General features: G+C 64.8%; 19 protein-coding genes. 10 read left to right on the top strand and 9 right to left on the bottom strand.

The window, feature by feature from the left end; translation table 11 throughout:
* Positions 1-479: 479 nt before the first annotated feature.
* The gene (locus tag Q0J54_RS03425; protein WP_296303986.1) at positions 480-989 is read left to right on the top strand and encodes an aminoacyl-tRNA deacylase; all 510 of its coding nucleotides are present in this window, start codon (positions 480-482) and stop codon (positions 987-989) included.
* 246 nt (positions 990-1,235) lie between these two features.
* Here the strand turns inward: Q0J54_RS03425 and Q0J54_RS03420 are convergent, their stop codons facing one another.
* The 6 genes from Q0J54_RS03420 to Q0J54_RS03395 form a co-directional block, all read right to left on the bottom strand.
* Positions 1,236-2,699, bottom strand: a complete 1,464-nt coding sequence (locus Q0J54_RS03420) for a sensor domain-containing diguanylate cyclase (protein WP_296303985.1) — start codon at positions 2,697-2,699, stop codon at positions 1,236-1,238.
* A 306-nt stretch (positions 2,700-3,005) separates the two neighbouring features.
* Entirely contained in the window at positions 3,006-4,463 is a 1,458-nt protein-coding gene (gene gcvPB / locus Q0J54_RS03415; protein ID WP_296303983.1) for an aminomethyl-transferring glycine dehydrogenase subunit GcvPB, read from the bottom strand.
* Positions 4,460-5,791, bottom strand: coding sequence for an aminomethyl-transferring glycine dehydrogenase subunit GcvPA (gene gcvPA / locus Q0J54_RS03410; RefSeq protein WP_296303982.1), 1,332 nt, complete (start codon positions 5,789-5,791; stop codon positions 4,460-4,462). Before gcvPA ends, gcvPB begins: the two co-directional genes overlap by 4 nt.
* Before the next feature lie 60 nt (positions 5,792-5,851).
* Positions 5,852-6,235: a glycine cleavage system protein GcvH gene (gcvH, locus tag Q0J54_RS03405; RefSeq protein ID WP_296303981.1), complete on the bottom strand. Its 384-nt coding sequence runs from the start codon at positions 6,233-6,235 to the stop codon at positions 5,852-5,854.
* 93 nt (positions 6,236-6,328) lie between these two features.
* On the bottom strand, positions 6,329-7,417 hold the full coding sequence (gcvT, locus tag Q0J54_RS03400; protein WP_296303980.1) for a glycine cleavage system aminomethyltransferase GcvT: 1,089 nt from the start codon (positions 7,415-7,417) through the stop codon (positions 6,329-6,331).
* A gap of 162 nt (positions 7,418-7,579) precedes the next feature.
* A complete protein-coding gene (locus Q0J54_RS03395; protein WP_296303979.1) occupies positions 7,580-8,572 on the bottom strand; it encodes a lipoate--protein ligase in 993 nt (330 codons plus the stop codon).
* A gap of 412 nt (positions 8,573-8,984) precedes the next feature.
* Between Q0J54_RS03395 and Q0J54_RS03390 the strand changes: the two genes are divergently transcribed.
* Both Q0J54_RS03390 and Q0J54_RS03385 read left to right on the top strand, forming a co-directional pair.
* Positions 8,985-9,134: a hypothetical protein gene (locus tag Q0J54_RS03390; protein ID WP_296303977.1), complete on the top strand. Its 150-nt coding sequence runs from the start codon at positions 8,985-8,987 to the stop codon at positions 9,132-9,134.
* Between the two features lie 217 nt (positions 9,135-9,351).
* Positions 9,352-9,507 carry a hypothetical protein gene (locus Q0J54_RS03385; RefSeq protein WP_296303976.1) on the top strand — a complete coding sequence of 52 codons (156 nt, stop codon included), beginning with the start codon at positions 9,352-9,354 and terminating at the stop codon, positions 9,505-9,507.
* A gap of 40 nt (positions 9,508-9,547) precedes the next feature.
* Here Q0J54_RS03385 and Q0J54_RS03380 read toward each other — a convergent pair whose 3' ends face one another.
* On the bottom strand, positions 9,548-10,480 hold the full coding sequence (locus Q0J54_RS03380; RefSeq protein ID WP_296303974.1) for a TIGR01212 family radical SAM protein: 933 nt from the start codon (positions 10,478-10,480) through the stop codon (positions 9,548-9,550).
* A 230-nt stretch (positions 10,481-10,710) separates the two neighbouring features.
* Between Q0J54_RS03380 and Q0J54_RS03375 the strand changes: the two genes are divergently transcribed.
* The 6 genes from Q0J54_RS03375 to Q0J54_RS03350 all read left to right on the top strand — a co-directional run bounded on the left by Q0J54_RS03375 (position 10,711) and on the right by Q0J54_RS03350 (position 16,962).
* The gene (locus Q0J54_RS03375) at positions 10,711-11,751 is read left to right on the top strand and encodes a rod shape-determining protein (RefSeq protein ID WP_296303973.1); all 1,041 of its coding nucleotides are present in this window, start codon (positions 10,711-10,713) and stop codon (positions 11,749-11,751) included.
* Between the two features lie 225 nt (positions 11,752-11,976).
* Positions 11,977-12,873: a rod shape-determining protein MreC gene (gene mreC, locus Q0J54_RS03370; protein ID WP_296303972.1), complete on the top strand. Its 897-nt coding sequence runs from the start codon at positions 11,977-11,979 to the stop codon at positions 12,871-12,873.
* Positions 12,870-13,340, top strand: coding sequence for a hypothetical protein (locus tag Q0J54_RS03365; RefSeq protein ID WP_296303971.1), 471 nt, complete (start codon positions 12,870-12,872; stop codon positions 13,338-13,340). Before mreC ends, Q0J54_RS03365 begins: the two co-directional genes overlap by 4 nt.
* Positions 13,341-13,371: 31 nt before the next feature.
* On the top strand, positions 13,372-15,468 hold the full coding sequence (gene mrdA / locus Q0J54_RS03360; RefSeq protein ID WP_296303988.1) for a penicillin-binding protein 2: 2,097 nt from the start codon (positions 13,372-13,374) through the stop codon (positions 15,466-15,468).
* Between the two features lie 9 nt (positions 15,469-15,477).
* Entirely contained in the window at positions 15,478-16,584 is a 1,107-nt protein-coding gene (gene rodA / locus Q0J54_RS03355) for a rod shape-determining protein RodA (RefSeq protein WP_296303970.1), read from the top strand.
* 27 nt (positions 16,585-16,611) lie between these two features.
* Positions 16,612-16,962 (top strand): polymer-forming cytoskeletal protein, encoded by a 351-nt coding sequence (locus tag Q0J54_RS03350; protein WP_346667127.1) that lies wholly within the window; start codon positions 16,612-16,614, stop codon positions 16,960-16,962.
* Between the two features lie 482 nt (positions 16,963-17,444).
* On the opposite strand, the gene Q0J54_RS03345 is transcribed toward Q0J54_RS03350, so the two are convergent.
* Positions 17,445-18,530, bottom strand: a complete 1,086-nt coding sequence (locus Q0J54_RS03345) for an efflux RND transporter periplasmic adaptor subunit (protein WP_296303967.1) — start codon at positions 18,528-18,530, stop codon at positions 17,445-17,447.
* Positions 18,531-18,686: 156 nt separating this feature from the next.
* On the bottom strand, positions 18,687-19,277 hold the full coding sequence (locus tag Q0J54_RS03340) for an OmpH family outer membrane protein (RefSeq protein WP_296303966.1): 591 nt from the start codon (positions 19,275-19,277) through the stop codon (positions 18,687-18,689).
* Between the two features lie 175 nt (positions 19,278-19,452).
* On the opposite strand from Q0J54_RS03340, the gene epsC reads away from it, so the two are divergent.
* A complete protein-coding gene (gene epsC, locus Q0J54_RS03335; protein ID WP_296303965.1) occupies positions 19,453-20,358 on the top strand; it encodes a serine O-acetyltransferase EpsC in 906 nt (301 codons plus the stop codon).
* Positions 20,359-20,575: the final 217 nt, after the last annotated feature.

Genomic DNA, 20,575 nt, shown 5'->3' with positions numbered 1-20,575 from the left:
GATGTGCCGCCATATGCTCTCTCCTCATTGTACGTGAAGAGATTATAACATACTTTTAGTTTGACGACACTATCTAGGGAGCCTCTGACACGCGTCGCTGCCTGTTCGGGGGAGGGACGCTCTCGCTCTGCTGTCGATGCCCGCAAGGTGGCGCAGGAGCCTTGCGGGCATCGACAGCGGCCCTCAAACGGCAGCGGAGCCACCAGGCTTTGGCGAGACGACATCACGCCGCATCACGGGAGCCTCCCAACGGAAGGCTCTTTTTTTTTTGCCGGCAGGGGCGGCATCGGGCAGGCGCGCCTTTTCCTTTTTCGCTCGACCTTCGTCCGGGAGTCTGGCATGCTTATGCCAGTACCCGCCCTGTCCGCCAGTACGCGGGCACGGCCTTGGCCGTGAAATGCCCTTACGAACGGGATGCCTTCGCCCGGCTGCGAAGCCGTCCCTTACCGGCTGGCGCGCCCATGCGCCGGAGTCCTCCCATGCAACCCCTGCTCGATATCCTGCGCTCCATGCTGGAGCGGCACAAGGCCGATTACGAGATCCTCTCGCACAACCGCCCCCTGATCTCCAGGGATGACGCGGCCCGCGTCTTCGATCTGGTCAAGGCCGCGCCGGTCTTCATCCTGGAAGCCGACGGCGAGCTGGTCGCCCTGCTGGCCAGCGCCGCCCGGGGCCGCATCGACCTCAAGGCCCTGCGGCGGGAAGTGGGCTATACGACCCTGCGCCCCGCCCCGGAAGCCGACCTGCTGATCCGTACCGGCTGCGCGCCGGGCCGTGTGCCGCTGGTGGGGCACGGGCTGCCCGTCATCTTTGACGAAGTGCTGCTGCGTCACGACTATGTGTACGGCAAGACGGGCGACGTCCTCCATACTCTGAAGATCCGGCCGCTGGATCTCATGCGCCTGTGCAATGTGGTCAAGGTCTGGCCCGACCCGCAGGGCGCGCCGGTCGGGAGACTGGCGGAAGCCACCTTCGGCGGCAAGGCCTGAGCGGAGAAGCGCGGGCCGCCCGAACCGACGGCAGCGCATGACGGGTATCCCCGTCCGACGACCGCGCCGGGGGGAAGGGGACGCCGCATCCCCCCTGGAGCGCTTTTTCAGGGGACAGCCCGCCCCGCCGAACGCCTGATGCGCCTGTCCTCGGGGGGTCTTTCCCGCACGCGCATCACCCAGGGCGTTTTCCATTCCGGCAACCTGTGTCCGCCCGGTCTTTCCCGTACGCGCATTCCCCGGGGATCAGGGCAGCAGCGGCGGCAGCGGCGTAGCCTGCACCTGTCCGTAACTGCTGATGCGGTCGCGGCCGCAGCGCTTGGACGCGTACAGGGCGATGTCGGCACAGCTGTACAGCTTGCGGAACACCCCGCCGTCCGGCGGCGCGGCGCATATGCCCATGCTGGCCGTCACGCCGTAGCGGCACAGCAGCGCATCCCCGCGGATGGCGTCCATGAGCCGCTCCATGTGCGGGAGGCCTTCCTCCGACGCGGCGCAGCCGGGCAGGAAGACCAGGAATTCATCACCGCCGAGGCGCGCGCATACCGCGTCCTCCGGCAGGGAGGCGCGCAGGATGCCGCCGATCTGGGCAATGACGCTGTCGCCGGCGGGATGGCCGTGCGCATCGTTGACATGCTTGAAGTTGTCCAGGTCGAAGACCGCCAGCAGCCCCTTGCCGCTGACCGCCAGTTCGGCGTCCACCCGGCTTTCGAACGCCGTACGGTTCAGCAGACCGGTAAGTGTGTCCGTGCGCGCCTCCCGTGCCAGATCATCCATACGGCGGGCAAATATCCCCCGCATGGAGACGACCGTGAACAGCATGCTCAGCACAAAGAATATCCCCAGACGGATGAAGAGATCGCGCATGGCGTCCGCACCGCCGGAAAAATCCAGCGGCAGGTCCTTGCTGGAGATGACCGTGGCCACGCGCCAGCCGTTGAAGGGCAGATTGCCCACACACAGATAGGCCTTGCGGCCCCGGCTATCGGTGACCGGCGCGACCCAGGCCTTTTCCTCAAAGAGGGCGGGATGATCCGGCGTCACATACTGACGGTACAGCCCCAGAAAATAGTTCAGGGCGTCAGGGCCCCCCAGAGGCGCTCCGATGAGCCGGCCATCTTCAGTAAGCAGGATGACCCCTTCGTTGGAGAGGAAGCTCGTCAACGGGAAAAAGGGGGTGAAGTTGGCGCGCCGGTAAATGGCTCCCACACAGCCCATGATGCGATTTCCCTGCATGATGGGCGCGGTAAGGACCACATAGGCCTCCCCGTCGGCATCCTCCAGGAGATGGGACACGATGGCGCGTCCGTACATGACGTGTTCGGCGTAGGAATGCGCCAGCAGCCCGACGGGCAAACGGCTGTGCCCCCAGGCACGACCGTGGATGTCGGCCACGAAAAAATTGTCGGCCATGATGCGGCCTTCGCAGAAGCGCAGGCTTTCCGGCCCCAGTTCCCGTTCCCCGCTTTGCGCGATGTCCTGGGCGATCATGTGCATGCCCAGCAGCTTGTATTGAAAATGCGAGGCCACTTCGTGCGCCTGATCCAGCACGCCGCGCTTGAGGAACAGGCTGATGTTGTGCACCATGATGGCTTCCCTGTCCTGGATGAAGGACACGACGGACCAGCCGATGCCGCACATGAAAAAGATGATGTAGGCCATGACCGTCAGCATGGCGCGTCTGCGCTGTCCGAAAAGATAGCTCAGCATGATGCCCTCCTCGCGGCTGCCGGGGGACGATCCCCCCGGCAGCCTCGCCGAATGTGCCGCCACCCTAAGCTGATGGGTGTCAGCAAAGCGTTTGAACGCCCGGCGCAGGCATGGCCCCCGTACGGGGACGAAACGCACCCCTCAGTATGGTACGCGCCATGAAGAGGACGTCAAGCCGGCGCAAAAGGTCGCCGGAGGAGAGCCGCATGCGGTGACGCCCGTCCTCCCGCCGTCTTCGCCTGTTCCGCAAAAAAGGCGGCCGCCCTCACGGGCGGCCGCCGGCGGATCAGGTACGAACCTGCGGCGCTAGGCCATGTCTTCGGTAAGGATCATGTTGCGGGCCGCGGCGGTCTCGTCAAGGCGGCGAACCGGCAGGTTCACCGGAGCCGCGGCCAGCTTTTCGGGATGTTCGCGGCCTTCGGCCACGATCTCGCGCAGGGCGTCCACGTATTCGTCCAGCGTTTCCTTGCTTTCGGTCTCCGTGGGCTCGGCCATGAGGCATTCCTTCACGATGAGCGGGAAGTAGATGGTCGGGGCATGGATGCCGCGATCCAGCAGGCCCTTGGCGATGTCCAGCGCCCGCAGTCCTTCGGGCGCGGAAGCCACGAATTCATGGGCGCAGATGCGGTCAAAGGGGATGTCCAGCACATCTTCCAGGCGCTTACGCAGATAGTTGGCATTGAGCACCGCATATTCGGAAGCCCGGGTGAGCCCGTTGCCGCCGAGGCGCATCATGTAGGCCAGCGCCTTGGCCAGTACGCCGAAGCTGCCGTAGAACGGTCCGATATAGCCGATGGACTGGGGCAGATCAAAATTGACGTAATAGCTGTCGTCGGCGCGGCGCTCCACACGCGGCGCGGGCAGATAGGGCACGAGGCGCTCGCTCACGCCCACCGGACCCGCGCCGGGGCCGCCGCCGCCATGCGGCGTGGAGAGCGTCTTGTGCACATTGAGGTGCACCACGTCGAAACCCACGTCGCCCACGCGCATCTTGCCCATGATGGCGTTCATGTTGGCGCCGTCATAGTAGAGCAACGCGTCCACCTTGCGCAGTTCCTCGACGATCTCGGCAAGATGGGTCTCCATGAGGCCGAGGGTATTGGGGCAGGTCATCATGAGGCCGGCCACATCATCGGGATGCGCGGCGATGGCGCGTGCCAGCGCCTGCGGGTCCACCATGCCGTCCCGGGATTCGATGTTCACGATCTCGAAGCCCGCCAGCACCGCCGAGGCGGGATTGGTGCCGTGGGCCGAGTCGGGGATGAGCATCCTGGTACGCTTGCGGCCCCGGGCCTTGTGATAGGCCGCGATGAGCTTGACGCCCGTGAATTCGCCGTTGGCCCCGGCCATGGGTTGCAGGGTGAAGGCCTTCATGCCCGTCAGTTCGCAGAGCCAGCGATCGGCATCATACAGCACCTGGAGCGCCCCCTGTACGCAGCCCGCGCCGCGGCCAAGCTGGGCCAGCATGGGATGCAGGCGCGTGAAGCCGGGCAGCGCGGCCACCTGCTCCGTGAACTTGGGGTTGTATTTCATGGTGCAGGAGCCGAGCGGGTAGAAGTTGGCGTCCACGCTGTAGTTACGCCGCGAAAGCGCGGTGAAGTGCCGCACCACATCCAGCTCGGAGCATTCCGGCAAACGGGGAGCCTGCTTGCGCAGCAGCTCCGCGGGCAGCATGTCCGCCGCGCGGGGAGCGTTTTCCCCCGGTTCCAGCACGAGGTTCTCCGCATGCCGACCGCTTACGGATTTGGCAAAGATGGTCTTCACAGCAGGCCTCCGATGGTTTCGGCAAGGAAGCCGATTTGCTGACGGGTGTTGTTTTCCGTGCAGGCCAGGAGCAGCACGTCGTCCATATAGTTGTAGTAGCGACTTACGGGGAAGCCGGGCACGCAGTTGTAGGAAATGAGCGTGTTGACGACCTTTTCCGCCGGGATGGGCAGCCGCAGGGCCACTTCATTGCCGTAGGGCGCGGTATTGAGCAGGGTCACGCCGCGCAGGGCCGTAAGTCGTTCCACGGCGTAGCGGGTGAGCGCCATGCCGTGCTCGGCCACCTGCGCGAGCCCCCGCGGCCCCAGGAGCGAGAGGTAGATGAGCGAACGCAGGGCGCAGAGGGCCTGGTTGGAGCAGATGTTGGAGGTGGCCTTGGCGCGGCGGATGTGCTGCTCGCGGGCCTGAAGGGTCAGCACATAGCCGGTCTTGCCGTCCTGATCCTGGGTGCGGCCGGTGATGCGCCCGGGGAACTGGCGGATATGCTCCTTGCGGCAGGCCATGATTCCCAGATAAGGGCCGCCGAAGCCCAGCGGCTGACCGAGGCTCTGGCCTTCGGCCACGGCGATGTCCGCGCCCATTTCGCCCGGCGTTTTCAGCACGGACTGCATGACGGGATAAACGGAGATGATGCCCAGCGCCTTCTTGCCGCGGGCATGGGCAAAGAGCTCGCTGAAGTCGTCCACCACGCCGAAGAAATTGGGGTTCTGCACCACCACGGCGGCGCACTGGTCGGTGATGGCGGCCTTGAGGGCCTGCTTGTCGCTTGTGCCGTTGCGCTGCGGCACCACGCGCACGTCCACATCCAGATCGGAGGTATAGGTGCCGAGCTGCACGCGCCAGATGGGGTTGACGCATTCATCCACCACGATAACCTTGCGGCGGCTCACCCGCACGGCCGTCATGCAGGCCTCGAAAAGGGCCGACCCGCCGTCATAGACAGAGGCGTTGGCGCAATCCATGTCCAGCAGGCGGCAGACGGCCGTCTGGTATTCGAAGATGGCCTGCAGCGTGCCCTGTGAGCATTCGGCCTGATAGGGCGTATAGGCGGTGTAGAATTCGCTGCGCCCGCTCAGGGCGTCCACGGCGGCGGGGATCTTGTGCGCGTAGAAGCCCGCTCCCAGGAAGGAGACCATTTCCGGCCGGTTCCTGGCGGCGAGATTTTCAAAATAGCCGCACACGGCGGATTCGCTCAGTCCTTTGGGCAAATTGAAGTGCGCGGGACGCATCTGCTGCGGGATGTCCGCAAACAGGTCATCCAGCGTGCGCACACCGATGACGGACAGCATCTCCGCTGTTTCGTCCGGGGTGTGGGGGATGAATGGCATGGTGGACCTCCTGAAAAAGACGGCAGGCCGCCCGTCATGCGACAGGCGGCCCGGCGCAGGCTAGTGCTGTTCGTTCTTGCAGTGTTCGTCGTAGGCGGCCGCATCCATGAGCCCTTCCGGCTTGCCGGAAAGTTTCACCTTGATGAGCCAGCCGTCCCCGAAGGCGTCGGCATTGATCTTTTCCGGCGCATCGGCCAGCGCCTCATTGACGGCGATCACTTCGCCGTTGACCGGCGAGATGAGGTCGCTGGCGGCCTTCACCGATTCCACGGAACCAAAATCGCTGTCGGCGCTCACGCTGTCCCCCACGGCGGGCAGATCCACATAGGTGATGTCGCCAAGGCTTTCCTGGGCAAAATGGGTGATGCCCACAACGGCTTCCTCGCCTTGGATCTTCACCCATTCATGGCTGGCGCTGTACAGCAGATCGGCAGGATTGGACATGGTTTCCTCCACGCAAAAAAAGGTTCGCTGGCGCAACCGCGCCTCAGGGATGGCGGGCGGACCTCCGGCGGCACGCCGGGGCCGGCCCCGCCCCTACTTCAACTTGATGCGGGCCGTGCCGTCCTTGTAGAACGGCAGTTCCGTCACGCGGGCGGGCAGCTCCGCACGGGACGCCTTCACCACATAGGCCTGAGCGTCCGCATGCGCGGCGTCGGCCCAGGCAAAGGCAATAACACAGCCCAGCGACGGCGCAAAGGAGCCGCTGGTCACCCTGCCCACAGGGGTCCCGTCCGGCAGGGCCAGCACATCGCCGCCACGAGCCGCGCGCCGCCCCTCGATGATCAGCGGCAGCAGCTTTTCGCGGATGGTCTGCGCGCCGGCCTTGCCCACGTAGTCGGCTTCGCTCGTGAGCATGCGGCCCATGCCCGCCTCGGCGGGGTTGTGGTCTTCGTCCAGCTCGTGCCCATAAAGGGGCAGACCGGATTCCAGCCGCAGCGTGTCGCGCGCCCCCAGCCCGGCCGGTTTGACGCGCGCATCCGCCAGCAGCGCTTCCCAGAAGGCCAGCACCTTGTCCGCGGGCAAATAGAGCTCAAAGCCCAGCTCGCCGGTGTAGCCGGTACGGCTCACCAAAAGCGGCGCGCCCTGCCACTGGGTACACACGAAGCCGAAATAGCCGAGATCGTGGAAATCCTCTCCCAGCACGCTTTCCAGCACATCCAGGGATTCCGGTCCCTGCAGGTCGATCTTGCCCGTCTCGTCGGAAACGTCCTTCAGGCTCACCGACTGGGGCAGCCGCTGCCGCAGGGCGGCAAAGTCGCTCGCGATGCAGGCCGCATTGACCACGATCATGAACGAGTCGGGGCCGAAGCGGTAGACGATGCAGTCGTCCATGACGCCGCCGCGCTCGTTGAGGATGAAGCCGTAACGGCATTTGCCTTCCTTGAGGGTGGCCAGATTGTGACTGACGGCACGGGAAAGCGCGGCGTCGGCGCCTTCGCCCTCAATGAGAAATTCGCCCATATGGCAGATGTCGAACAGGCCGGCATGGTGGCGGGTGTGCTCGTGCTCCGCCAGGATTCCCTCATACTGAATGGGCATCAGCCAGCCCGCGAACGGGGCCATCTTGGCGCCGCGGGCCTGATGCCACGCGGTCAGCGGAGTAGTGCGGCATTCTTCGGACATGGAAAAACCTCCTCGGGCTGCGGTCCGCCGCGCGACGGCTGGCGGAAGCGGACTCGGGCGTCACCGCCAGGGGACGCCGTGCATGACACATTTTCCGTACAGGTTACCTGAAAAATGAGCCTGCCACAAGCCTGCCCCGCCGTTGAGGTAGTGCATCTTTCGTCACCCGCGGGTGAAAAAATTTTGCATGGCCGCCGGCTCGCAGCCGCTGAAACAGCTCTCCCAGTCCACGCCCGTCAGCGCCGCCCGCAGGGCGTCCGGCTCGTCGCGTACGCCCGTGAGCCGCCGCTCCAGCTCGCTCACGTCCGCCGCCGCAAAAAAATCGCCGAGGATGCGGCAGGACGCGATACGGCCGCCCCGCACATCCAGCAGCACATCCACAAGCCCCCAGGGGAAGCGCTGCCGCCGCCGCTCGCTGAAGGCCGGCGACTTCCCGAAATTCCACTCCCAGGTCCGGTACTTCGCCGCCGCCAGCCCTTCGGCCTCCCGCAGCACGTCCGGCGGCACGTCCCGCAACACGCTCCCCGGCGCACAGCAGGCCGCCAGCGCCTCCCGCAGATCCTCCATCGTGCTGCCGGCATCCCAGTGCTCGCTGATATTGGTCACCCGCGCCCGCACCGAGGCCACCCCCCTGGAACGATATTTCTCCGGGTTCACGCTCAGCGCCGCCACCATGTCCGCGAAATCAAGATTCACCAGCAGCGTCCCGTGATGCAGCACCCGCCCCGCGCGCAGAGACTGAGCACTGCCGGAGATCTTGCGGCCGCCCGCTTCAAGGTCGTTGCGCCCGGTCAGCCGGGCCGTGACCCCGAGCCGGGCCAGCGCCGCGCACACAGGCTCCAGATACCGGGCAAAGTCCATCCTGCTCCGCTCCGGCGCATACTCCATGAAGGAAAAATTCAGATTGCCCAGATCATGGTACACCGCCCCGCCGCCCGTATTGCGCCGCACCACCGGCACCCCGCGCTCCGCCAGCCAGGCCGTGTCCACCTCCTCCCGCGTGTTCTGATGTCGCCCCACGATGACCGACGGGCCGTTCTGCCACAAGAGGAAACACCCCGCAAAATCCGGCCCCAGCCGCCGGAAAAGCACCTCCTCCAGCGCCAGATTCACCGCCGGATCCGTCTGCCTGATCGAATAACAGGGCATGCTCATGGCCGCTTCCTCCTCCCGGCATGTGCGCGTTGCTTTTTTGGGCGGGGGCCCCGCCCCCCGCGCCCCCCACCCCTCCCCCAGCGCGCTTTTACAGGGGGAAGTATCGGGCCGAACGCCATACGACCCGAGTGCTAATGAAAATATATAATAAAATCAATGTATTGACGTACCGAGAACTGCCGTGGGAAAAGAACGATGATCCGCCACCGCTGGGCAGGAAGATCCCTTTCAGGCACGGTGGTTACGCGTTTTCAGAAAAATTGAAATACTGTCGACATTAGGGTTGACTTAGAGTCTGCCAGATACTAAATGTTGTCCTGGGAGGGATGCTTCCCCACGCATGTGGGGGTGTTTCCACTGTGGACATGGCAACAATGTCCGCACTGAACTTTTCCCCACGACCGTGGGGGTGATGCGTGAAATCACCAACATCGCGCAGAAAAAAAGGGACGGTTCTCCGAAAGGAGGATATGCAATGAAACAGCTTCTGCTGGACGCCGCGGCACAGTCCGTGGCCGGCATCATCGTGACGTTGTTTTGTTTTTGGCTGAACCTTGACTAACAGTCTGCCCCTGATAAGAGAAAAGCTCTTACAGGGGCAGATGCCAAAAAAACACATCCGGGGACTGTCCCGCCGGGCAGGGGAGTGTCGCGACCACTCCCCTGTTTTTTAATGTACCCGCAATAGATGTTGTTGACAAGACGTTTTTCGGCGCACCCCTTCCTCCCAAACCATCAATGAAGAGTGGCGACAGGCCTACAAGGTCGGCAAGGTCATCGTGTTCGATGACGAGGAGGGCTTTGCCCTGCGCTTTTCCGTGGAGGCGCTGATGTCGCCGGAGACCTTCGACCGGGACCTCCCCCGCTATCTGGACATCGTGACGGAAATGATCGCCGACTTTTTCGACGTCGCCTCAGGCGACAAGGACGACTAGCGGTCCGCCCGGCGGGGTGGGGCTGGCCCGGCGCGGTCCCTCACCCGCCGTACCAGGCCGGGCGGGCGTCGGGCACGTCGGCCCGGCAGCCCTGCCAGAGGCCGCGGGCGGCCAGGGCCCGCCGGATGTCGGTGATGATGCCCCGTTTTTCGGCGGCCCAGCCCGGGGCCAGCAGTTCGCCCGGGGCCGGATCGCCCTGCAGACGGTGCAGGACGATCCGGGAGGGGATGCGGGGCAGGGCGGCGCAGATCAGGTCGACGTACTCGTCCCGGGCAAGGGGGCGATAGCGTCCGGCGGCGTACTGCGCGGCCAGCACAGTACCGCGCGGCACATAGGTGTTGTGCAGCTTGAGGCCCGCGACAGGCAGGTCCAGCGCCCAGTCCAGCGAGGCGAGGAAGGCCTGTTCGTCCTCGCCCGGCAGGCCGGCCATGAGGTGCAGGCAGACCGGCAGGCCGAAGGCGGCGGCCCGCCGGACGGCGGCGGCCACGCAGGCGGCGTCGTGCCCGCGGTTGATGCGGGCCAGCGTGGCGTCCGAGGCGCTCTGCAAACCAAGCTCGAGCCATATCTCCGGCAGGCCGCAGCCGGCCAGCAGGGCCAGCTTCCCGTCATCCAGGCAGTCGGCCCGCGTGCCCACGGCGATGCCCATGCAGCCCGGCAGGCGCTTCACCTCGTCCAGCAGACGGCGCAGCCTGTCCGCCGGGCCGTAGGTATTGGAAAAGGCCTGCAGGTAGGCCATGAACAGCCGGTCGCCGTCGGTGGCGACGTACTTGTCCCGCCAGCGCGCCCACTGTTCGGCCAGCGTCAGGACGCCAAGGCCGGAGCCGGAGCCGTCGGCATTGCAGAAGGTGCAGCCCGTACGGGAGAGCGTGCCGTCCCGGTTGGGGCAGCAGGCGCGGGCATCCAGTGGAATTTTTTGCACCCGCCTGCCGTAGCGGCGGCGGAACCAGGTCGCCAGAGTATGCCAGAGAAGCATGTATTTCGCCTTTTTGGCGGGTTTGACGGGCGCGCGGGAGGCGGGGAAAATTTTTGTACCGCCCTTCCCAGCGCTTGACTTGCGCACGGTTTTAGTCGAACAAAAGCGGCTGAACCTCCGCGTATGGCGCGGGCGACTGCTGTTTCTTCTTCTTGTCCCACACGGCCTGTTGCCGTTTCCCAGGCAGCCGAAACCATACGCATACCTGCAAAGCGAGGCAAGCAACATCCATGTCCAAGATTCTGGATTTCGCTCTGGGAGTTTTTTCCAATGACCTGGCCATCGACCTTGGTACGGCCAATACCTGTGTCTATGTGAAGGGACAGGGCATCGTGCTGCGCGAGCCGTCGGTGGTGGCCGTCAAAAAAGATTCGCGCGGCAACAAGGTGGTGCTGGCCGTGGGGCAGGACGCCAAGCGCATGCTGGGCCGCACTCCCGGCAATATCGAGGCCATCCGCCCCATGAAGGATGGCGTCATTGCCGATTTCGAAGTGACGGAAGCCATGCTGCGCCACTTCATCGCCAAGGTGCACAACTCCCGCCGCCTGGTGCGGCCGCGTATTATGATCTGCGTGCCTACCGGCATCACGCAGGTGGAGAAGCGCGCGGTAAAGGAATCCGCCCAGTCCGCCGGCGCCCGGGAGGTCTACCTCATCGAGGAGCCTATGGCCGCGGCCATAGGCGCGGATCTGCCCATCCAGGAGCCGACCTCCAACATGGTGGTGGACATCGGCGGCGGCACCACGGAAGTGGCGGTGATCTCGCTGGCGGGCATCGTCTACTCCCGCTCCGTGCGTGTGGGCGGGGACAAGATGGACGAAGCCATTATGACCCACGTCAAGCGCAAGTACAATATGCTCATCGGCGAATCCTCGGCCGAGGAGATCAAGATCAAGATCGCCTCCGCCTACCCGCTGGATCCCGAACAGCAGCTCGAGGTCAAGGGCCGCGACCTCGTGACGGGCATCCCCCAGAACATCATCATCACCTCCGAGGAAGTACGCAAGGCCATCTCCGAACAGGTGGACAGTATCGTGCAGGCGGTGCGTATCGCGCTGGAGCAGACCCCGCCGGAACTGGCCGCCGACATCGTGGACCGCGGCATCGTGCTGACCGGGGGCGGCGCGCTGCTCAAGGGGCTTGACCAGCTCCTGCGCGAGGAGACGTCATTGCCCATTACGGTGGTGGACGATCCGCTCTCCACCGTGGTGGTGGGGACCGGCAAGGCCCTGGACAATCTGAGCGTGCTCAAGGAAGTGTGCATCGACTAACCGGCATGCGGACGGGCGGCTGTCCGCGCGTCTTGCTCCTGATCGGGCAGCCGGCGGTATCCGCTGCCCGCGGAAGCGAGGTCCCGGCCGACGCGTCCTTTTTCTTCAGATGCCCATGCCCTCCGCGCGGCCGATAACGGATGCGACGGAGGGCCTTGCGTCTCGAAAAAGGAGAAGACCGGCAGGAATGCCCGCCCGACCCTCTGCCGCACGACGGAACAGCCTGTGACCTTTCGCCGATTCCTTCTCATAGCGGGAACGCTGCTGATCCTCTTTCTGGGCATGTTCACCTGGAATCAGCGTACGCGCGCCCTGGACGATCTCGCCGGCGTGCTGGGGCTGGAGGTCACGGGGACGGTGCTTTCCTTCGTCCATGCCGTGGAGAGCGCCGTCGGCGATACCTGGGATCACTATTTCGATCTGGTGGGCGTGCGTGAGGAGAACCAGCAGCTCAAGGCCCGGCTGGAGGAACTGGAAGCCCGCATGATGGCCACGGGCGAAGAGCTGGCCGAGCTGCGCCGTTTGCGCAAGCTGCTGGAACTGCCGGTGGACGAGGTCTGGAAGCCCGTGGGCGCGCGGGTGCTGGCCGGGCGTATGGGCCCCAACGGCCTTTTGGACAGCATCACCATCAACCGGGGCTACAGCACCGGGGGGCGGCCAGGAACGCCGGTGGTGACCCAGCTCGGACTGGTGGGCCGGGTGCTGCGCGCCAGCCCGCATTCGGCGACGGTGCTCCTGCTGACCGACCCCGGCAGCCGCATCGCCGTTTTCTCGCAGGAAGGGCGGGTGTCCGGCATCCTGACCGGGCAGGGGGTGCACCAGCATCTGGAGGTGCGCTTTGCTCAGCTCGGCACGCCGGTCAGTCCGGGCGAGGTGCTCGTCACGTCCGGGCTGGACGGCAAATATCCCAAGGGCATCCCCGTGGCCCGCGTCATCAGCGCCGAGCCTTCCAACTATAACCAGTTCCTGACCATCAAGGCCCAGCCGCTGGTGGATCTGCGCAATCTCGAGGAAGTGCTCCTGCTGGAATCCACGGGCATCGTCCGTCCCAGTCTGCCCAGCGGGCCGCCACCGGAATTCGTGGGGCCGCCGCTGCCCGCCACAGCCCAGCCGCTGCCATGAAGATGCTGCGCCATATCCTCTGGTGGGTGGCCTTCATCGTGGCCGGCATCGCCCTGCAAGCCGTCGTGCCGGGCCTGGACGCCTTTGCCGTGGGGATCATCCTGCTGCTGGAAGACAGGGATTACCGGGATCTGGCCTGGCTTTTGCCGACCTTCATCCTCCTTCAGGAGGGCATGGGCACGGGGCTGTTCGGCAGCAGCGTGGCCTGGTACACGGCGCTCATCCTGCTCTACAAGCTGGGGCGCTGGCTGTTCGAGGTCAACAACTTTTTCTTTATCCTGCTGCTTTCCACATGGTTCGGCGCCGCCTATTTCGGCATTGCCTGGCTGATGGCGCCCCTGCAGGATGTTCCCAGCTTCGACGCACAGGGAACCTTGGACAAGAGTCTCATTCAGGCGCTCTATGTGCCCGTGGCCTGGTGGCTGCTGGCCGGTCTGCGCCGCTGGGTAGTGCCGCGTGAAGAATAGCCAAGCCGCCGATACCTCCCGCAGTCCCTCGCTGCAACAGCCGGAAAAGCCCCGGCGGTCCCGCTGGTTCGGGCCGCAGCAGGTGGACAATGAAGGATACCAGCCGCCCCGTACCGGGGCCCTGCTGCTTCAGGGGCTGGTGGCCATCTTTTTTTTCGTCTTCGTTTCCCGCTTCTGGTATCTGCAGATGCACAAGGGGGAGGAGTTCTCGCGGCAGGCGCAGGCCAACCGTCTGCGGGAGGAGCGCATCTTCGCCCCGCGCGGCCGCATCCTGGACGACAGCGGCAAGGTGCTGGCCGACAACCGCACGGCCTGCGGGCTGGCGCTCATCCGCGAGGACTGCCAGGACATCCCGGCCACCCTGGCCCAGATCAGCCAGTGGACGGGCATTCCGCTGGAGCAGGTCTGGGAAAAGTATCAGGTCGACCGTTTCAAGGTGAAGTCCTTCGAGCCGCTGCTCATGGTGACGGACATGGATTTCGAGCTGGTGGCCCGCATTGAGGCCGAGCTCATCGACTGGCCCGGCCTGGAGATCTCCGTGCACAGCAAGCGCAGCTACCCGGAAAAGGATCTCTTTGCCCATGTGCTCGGCTATGTGGCCGAAGCCAACGAAAAGGAGATGGAAAAGGACCCCGATCTGGCTATGGGCGATCTGGTGGGCAAGCAGGGGCTGGAATACAAGCTGGAACAGCGTCTGCGCGGCCGCAAGGGCCTCTATGGCGTGGAGGTGGACGCGCACGGTCGCATGCTGGGCAAGACCCTGCGTGAGGAGCCCCGCAGCGGCGAGGAGATCAGCCTCTCCCTGGACCGGGACCTGCAGGAGACCGCCTGGAACGCCCTGGCCGGCGAAGCGGGCTGCGTGGTGGTCATGGAGCCGGATACGGGCAAGCTGCGGGCGCTGGTCACCTCTCCGGCCTATGACAACAATCTTTTTGCCGCTGGCATCTCCCGGCGCGACTGGGACGCCCTGCGTACGAGCAACCGCTTTCCGCTGCAAAACCGCGTCATCCAGAGCGTCTACCCGCCGGGTTCGGTGTGGAAGCTGCTCATGGGCGTGTTCTTTCTGGAAAACGGCATCAGCCGGTATGAGACCGTCTTCTGCCCCGGACAGGTCAAGCTGGGCAACCAGATCTTCCGCTGCTGGCGGCGCGGCGGGCACGGCAGCATGAACCTCGAGTCCGCCCTCATCAATTCCTGCGACGTGTACTTCTACATCATGGCCGAACGTCTGGGCATCGACAAGCTGGAGGCCTTTGCCAAGGCCAGCGGCTTCGGTTCGCCCACAGGCATCGACCTGCCGCACGAGCGCTCCGGCCTCGTGCCCTCGCGGGAATGGAAGCGGCGGCGCTTCAAGGCCCCCTGGGTGCGCGGCGAGACCTATAACGTCTCCATCGGTCAGGGCTATACCCTGGTGACGCCGGTGCAGATGGCGGTCTATGTGTCGGCGCTGCTCAACGGGGGCGATCTGCTCAAGCCCCAGCTGCTCAACGACGCCCCGCGCGAAGTGCGGGGAAAGATCCCCGGCAGGCTGGAGACCCTGCGCTTCATCGTGGAATCCATGCGCAAGACGGCCGGCGGCGGCACGGCCCGCGTGGTGGGCCGCAAGGATGCCGACATGGGCGGCAAGACGGGGACGGCGCAGGTGGTCAAGCTCAAGATGAGCGGCGACCGCCGTCTGCGCTCGGCCGAAATGGAATACGCCCAGCGCGACCATGCCTGGATCGCCACCTGGGGCTACAAGAACGGCAAGGCCTATGTGGTGATCGTCATGGTGGAGCACGGCGGCGGCGGTTCCAGCGTGGCCGGGCCCGTGGCAAAAAAAGTCTATGAACATCTTTTCGGCCCGGATACGGGCGTGCAGCAGGTCATAGCCGCCAGCGACGGCGAGGAGAGCGTGCCGCAGAACCCGGTCCTGGCGCCGCCGGATCTGCCGGGCCTGCTCAAGCCGATGCCGGCAGGCCGTCAGCGGGGCGGCGGAGGACGTCGGGAAACACGCGCGCCCACACCGGCGCTCGTGCCCCGCGCGTCCGCGCCATCTTCGCCGTCTCTTCCGGCCGGGCGCGGCGCGCCCCGCGGCAGGGTCATCGATCCGTCCGCGCCGCCGGCCCCCCTTACCGGACAGCCCTAGGAGGGTCGTATGGACAAGCGTCTCCTCAGCCATCTCAACTGGAGCCTGCTGGCCTGCACCATCCTGCTGTTCTTCCTCGGGGTGGGCAACCTTTTTTCCGCCAGCGCCATCCGCATGGAAGACGGGCTGACCTTTTCGAGCTTCTACCAGAAGCAGCTTGTCTGGGGGCTGTGCGGGCTGGGCTGCATGATCGTGGCCATGTGCTTCGATTACCGGCAGATCCGCAATCTTGCCTGGCCCTTCTGGCTTGCCTGCGTGGGGCTTTTGCTTCTCGTGCCGGTCATCGGGGTGACCACGATGGGGGCCAACCGCTGGATCTCGCTGGGCTTTATGAACCTCCAGCCGTCGGAACCCACCAAGCTTGCGGTGCTCGTCCTGACGGCGCGCATCCTTTCCCAGCACAGCCGGTCGCTGGGCTGGAAGGACTTTTTCAAGGTGCTGCTGGTGGGGCTCATCCCCTGCGCGCTCATCCTGGAACAGCCGGACCTCGGCACGGGCACGCTGGTGCTGCTCATCATGGGCGGCATGATCCTCTTCCACGGGCTGCGGAGCTATGTGCTCAAGACCTGCCTGCTGGCCGTGCCCTGCGTGGCGGCGCTCATGTGGTTCGTGGTCATGCACGATTATCAGCGTCAGCGCATCCTGACCTTTCTTGATCCCGGTTCCGATCCGCGCGGCGCGGGCTATCATATCCTGCAGTCGCTCATTGCCATCGGTTCAGGGCAGATGTGGGGCAAGGGCTTCACCGAAGGCACGGCCGGCAAGCTGCGTTTTTTGCCGGAACGGCATTCGGACTTTGCGGTGGCCGTTTTTGGCGAGGAATGGGGCTTTGTGGGCTGCGTGGCGCTGGTGACCCTGTTCTCGCTCTTTCTGCTGTCCATCTTTTCCACGGCCATGCAGGCCAAGGACCGGTTCGGCAGCTTGCTTGTGGTGGGGGTTTTCTTTTATTTCTTTTCACAGATCGTCATCAATATGGGCATGGTCATCGGGCTCATGCCCGTGGTGGGCATCCCGCTGCCCTTCATCAGCTATGGCGGCAGCGCCACGGTGGTCAATTTCACGCTGCTGGGCATCGTGCTGAACGTGTCCATGCGGCGATTCATGTTCAAAGGATAACAAGTCATGGTCAAATGGGGGTTGAGTGTGGGCAAGGATGAAATCAACGCGTTCCTCGGCGCGGGGACCGTTTACGAAGGCAAGCTGACGTTCCAGGGGTCCGTCCGCATCGACGGCATATTTTCCGGCGAGATAACCAGCGACGGCACGCTCATCGTCGGCAAGGACGCGCAGATCTCCGGCACGTTCCAGGTCGGGGAGCTCATGCTCTCCGGCACCATGCGCGGCGATGTGACGGCCAAGCGGCGAGTGGTGGTGCACAGCACGGGCGTGCTGGACGGCACGCTGCATACGCCCTGTCTGCTGACGGAAGAGGGCGGCATCATCGACGGTCAGATCTTTATGAAGAAAGGCAGCCCCGAAAAAGCCGGCAGCTAGCCGGGAAGCGATCTTTTTCGGAGAGGGGAACCTTTTGTGAACAAAAGGTTTTCCTCCCCGACCCCCTCCCTTCCCAAAAACTTCACCGGGTCGCTGCGCGGTCGCCGTGCCGCGGCAGGGCGTCGCGCCGCTGTTCCGTCCCCCGGCAGGACCTGCCGGGCCTTGTCCTTTCTTCTTTTTGCCGCTGGCTGGCGATGCCATCCAGGCCTGGGACAGGAGAGCTTCTCGCGCGTGAAATGTTTCGCGTTCCCAACCCTGCGGCCTGTCGTTGCGCGAAAAAACACGCTTTTTGCGCGTGGTTCGGGCAGGGCGGCGATCGTCCGATGTGTCGTTTTGTACGGCGTCCGGCTGGAGCGGAGTCGGACGACGCCCTGAAGGACGCGACGCCCTGGGGCTGGATAAGTAACGCTTTGGGGGGGATGGAGGGTGTGGTGGGAAGGTCCCCTTTGTGAGTGAAGGTGACCTTCCCACCCACGAAAAAATCACTCTTCCAGCACCTTGAGGGGCAGGCCCGGCGCCAGCCGCACCACACCTTCCACGACCACCCGGTCGCCCTCGTTGAGATCCCCCTCTACCACGCTGTTGCCCTCGTGTTCAAAAAGGACGCGCACCTTGCGCAGCACGGCGGTATCATCGGGCCCGGCAAGATAGAGGTAAGCGCCGTCACGGCCGGACTGGACGGCCGTCGTCGGAACAGTGAGCGCATTGTCCGCCCGGCCCAGCGGCAGATCCACGGTGACGAACTGGCCGGGCCAGAGGCTGCGGTCCTCATTGGTGAAGGTTCCGCGCAGGCGGATGGTGCCGGTACGGGTATCCACCTCATTGTCCACGAGCGTCAGCAGACCGCGTTCGGCCTTGCCGCCCGTGGGCGTGGCGGTGAAGTGGACGGGCCCCTGACGCATGCGGTCGAGGATGACGGAAAGATGCACCTCCGGCACGGAAAAGGTGACATAGATGGGCGAGAGCGTGTCGATGGTGACCACGGGGGTCGAGGCGTTGCCCTGCACCATGTTGCCCTTGTCCACGGCAAGCGCGCCCACACGCCCGCTGATGGGAGCCGTTACCCGGCAGTAGGAAAGGTCGAGTTCCGCGCTCTCCACGGCCGCCTTGTCCGACTGCACGGTGGCCTTGAGCGCGGCGGCCTCGGTGGCCGTCTGCTCGTAGGATTCCCGGCTCACATAGCCGCCGCCCACCAGCTTGCCGTAGCGGCCGCGATCGTCGAGCGCCTTGTTCAACTGCGCCTGCGACTTGGCCAGCAGACCGCGCTTTTCGCGCAGGACGGCTTCAAAGGGACGGGTGTCGATGGTGATGAGCGGATCGCCGGCCTTGACGTCCTGCCCCTCGGTGAAGTGGACTTCGCGGATCTCGCCGGTGACGCGCGGGGTGACGGCCACGCTGGCCGAGGCCTTGACGTTGCCCACCACATGCAGGAGGCGGGGCAGGCTCCGGCGCTCCACGGGCCGGACGTGCACCGGGGCCGCCTGGTTCGCCTTGTCCTTGCCGGCGTCGCCGGAGCAGGCGGGGAGCAGAAGACAGATCGCCAGAAGGGGAAGACAGAGTTTTCGCATGGCATTCCTCGAAGACATCAGCCTGCCCCATGCGCCCGCCGTCGTCAAGGGAGAGGCGACCTGCGCGAGAGCGCCCCGGACGACGCCGCGGACAAAAAAAGCCCCGCCAAGGCGGGGCCATGTGACGGAAAGGGGAACGACGCGTGAGCGTGTCCGCTACTCGGCCTTCTTGCCGGCCGGGGCGGCAGGCGCGGCATCCTTCTTGGATGCGTCATCCTTGCCGGCGGCGGGCTCGTCAGCCTTGGGAGCCTCGTCGGCGGGGCTGTTCAGCGGCACGAAATTGACCTTCTGCTTGTTCATTTCCACCAGCAGATCGTTGGTCACGTCCAGCTTGGCATCATAGGACGAAAGGGTCTCGGCGCTGAACAGCACATCGTACCCCCTGGCCTTGCGGAACTCGTCCATGACGCGCTTGGTGACGTTCTGCAGCTGGGAAAGCACGTTCTGCTGTTCTTCGCCCATCTGCTGCTGCGCGTTCATGTACACCGTCTGCAACTGTTTTTGCAGCTGCTCGTTTTCAGGCTCCTTTTCCAGCTTGTTCTGAATGTCGTCGAGCTGCTTCTGGATGCCGGCCTGAAGATCTTCCAGATATTTGATGCCCGCCTTGCCGGCTTCGCTGTCGCGCATGACGCGCACGATATCCACAACGGCGATGCTGGGGCCGGAGGCCTTTTCCTCGCCCTGCTGGCAGGCGGCGCACAGCAGGCTCAGCAGCAGGAGCGGAACCGCCATAAAACGAATACGCATGTAGATTCTCCTCTCGCAACGGATGACCGTTGACGAAATAATTTTTGTAGAGCGGTATGCTACGTTTTTTCGGCAGACGGCACAAGCTCTTTTTCCACCCGCCGGGAGCCGGGAGCAGCGCACGATTGCGGGACGGGGCGCAGCCGTGTACACTGGCCGAAAAAAAGGATACCCCATGAACGAACATCCCAAATTGCAGACGCCGGCCATGCGGCGCCTCGACAGGGTGGCGGAGCGGCTCTGCCACGAGGATTCCCTCTCCCGGGTCTGGCATTGTCCGGCCAAGGGGGCGTCCATGCCGTCCCTGCCGACCCTGCGGGAGATCATGGACCGTCTGAGCGCCGCGCTCTTTCCCGGCTACTTCGGGGTGGAGCCGGTGCGGGAAAGCCTGCGCTATCACCTGTCGGCCAATCTGGACAGCATATATCGCCTGCTGGGCGGGCAGATTCTCTGCGGCAAATGCTTCTCCTGCGACGGAACGCCGGGGACCTGCGAGCAGTGCCGCGAAGACAGCCACGAACTGGCGCTGGCCTTCATGGACAGGCTGCCGCATATCCGCTCCCTGCTGGCGGGGGACGCCCAGGCCGCCTATGAGGGCGACCCGGCGGCCACCAGCCCCGGGGAGGCCATCTTCTGTTATCCGTCCATGCACACCATGTTGCATCACCGCATCGCGCATGAGCTCTATGCCCTGCGCGTGCCGCTGGTGCCGCGCATCATCTCCGAGATGGCGCACTCCCAGACAGGGATCGACATCCATCCCGGGGCGACCATCGGCGAGGATTTCTTCATCGATCACGGCACCGGGGTGGTCATCGGCGAGACCTGCATCATCGGGCGCAGCTGCCGCCTGTATCAGGGCGTGACGCTGGGGGCGCTCTCCTTCCCCAAGAATGAGGACGGCACGCTGACCAAGGGCATCGCCCGTCACCCCATCCTCGAAGACAACGTGACCGTCTATGCCGGGGCCACCATCCTCGGCCGGGTGACCGTGGGGCGAGGGGCCATCATCGGCGGCAATGTCTGGATCACCGGCGATGTGCCCGCCGGGGCCAAGATCGCCCAGGAGCGGCCGTCGTAGGGGCGGCCGCCGGGGGACTGGCGCAGGAAGGATGGAGGAAGCGATGCGCTACGCCATCATTGCCGTGTGCTGCCTGCTCATGCTGGCGGGCGGCTGCGGCGTCAAGGTGTCGGCCAGAGGCCAGATGCAGGGCGGCGTCAGCGTCGGTCAGGGACCGCGCTAGGACGTGCAGCAAAAGTGTATTCATAATTTCACCAGACAAGCTAAGCAGGCTGTA

The sequence above is a fragment of the uncultured Desulfovibrio sp. genome, from assembly GCF_944324935.1.
In the GTDB taxonomy this organism is placed as follows: Bacteria; Desulfobacterota; Desulfovibrionia; order Desulfovibrionales; family Desulfovibrionaceae; genus Desulfovibrio.
The sequence above is the reverse complement of the archived record's forward strand: the minus strand, read 5'-3'. Positions and strand labels throughout refer to the sequence as shown.

Coding starts and splice junctions, on each gene's coding strand:
- rodA (WP_296303970.1), top strand. CDS start 15,478: ATGGACAAGCGTCTCCTCAGCCATCTCAACTGGAGCCTGCTGGCCTGC.
- gcvH (WP_296303981.1), bottom strand. CDS start 6,235: ATGTCCAATCCTGCCGATCTGCTGTACAGCGCCAGCCATGAATGGGTG.
- gcvT (WP_296303980.1), bottom strand. CDS start 7,417: ATGTCCGAAGAATGCCGCACTACTCCGCTGACCGCGTGGCATCAGGCC.
- Q0J54_RS03375 (WP_296303973.1), top strand. CDS start 10,711: ATGTCCAAGATTCTGGATTTCGCTCTGGGAGTTTTTTCCAATGACCTG.
- Q0J54_RS03425 (WP_296303986.1), top strand. CDS start 480: ATGCAACCCCTGCTCGATATCCTGCGCTCCATGCTGGAGCGGCACAAG.
- gcvPA (WP_296303982.1), bottom strand. CDS start 5,791: ATGCCATTCATCCCCCACACCCCGGACGAAACAGCGGAGATGCTGTCC.
- Q0J54_RS03340 (WP_296303966.1), bottom strand. CDS start 19,277: ATGCGTATTCGTTTTATGGCGGTTCCGCTCCTGCTGCTGAGCCTGCTG.
- Q0J54_RS03390 (WP_296303977.1), top strand. CDS start 8,985: ATGCGTGAAATCACCAACATCGCGCAGAAAAAAAGGGACGGTTCTCCG.
- Q0J54_RS03365 (WP_296303971.1), top strand. CDS start 12,870: ATGAAGATGCTGCGCCATATCCTCTGGTGGGTGGCCTTCATCGTGGCC.
- epsC (WP_296303965.1), top strand. CDS start 19,453: ATGAACGAACATCCCAAATTGCAGACGCCGGCCATGCGGCGCCTCGAC.
- Q0J54_RS03395 (WP_296303979.1), bottom strand. CDS start 8,572: ATGAGCATGCCCTGTTATTCGATCAGGCAGACGGATCCGGCGGTGAAT.
- Q0J54_RS03345 (WP_296303967.1), bottom strand. CDS start 18,530: ATGCGAAAACTCTGTCTTCCCCTTCTGGCGATCTGTCTTCTGCTCCCC.
- Q0J54_RS03380 (WP_296303974.1), bottom strand. CDS start 10,480: ATGCTTCTCTGGCATACTCTGGCGACCTGGTTCCGCCGCCGCTACGGC.
- Q0J54_RS03420 (WP_296303985.1), bottom strand. CDS start 2,699: ATGCTGAGCTATCTTTTCGGACAGCGCAGACGCGCCATGCTGACGGTC.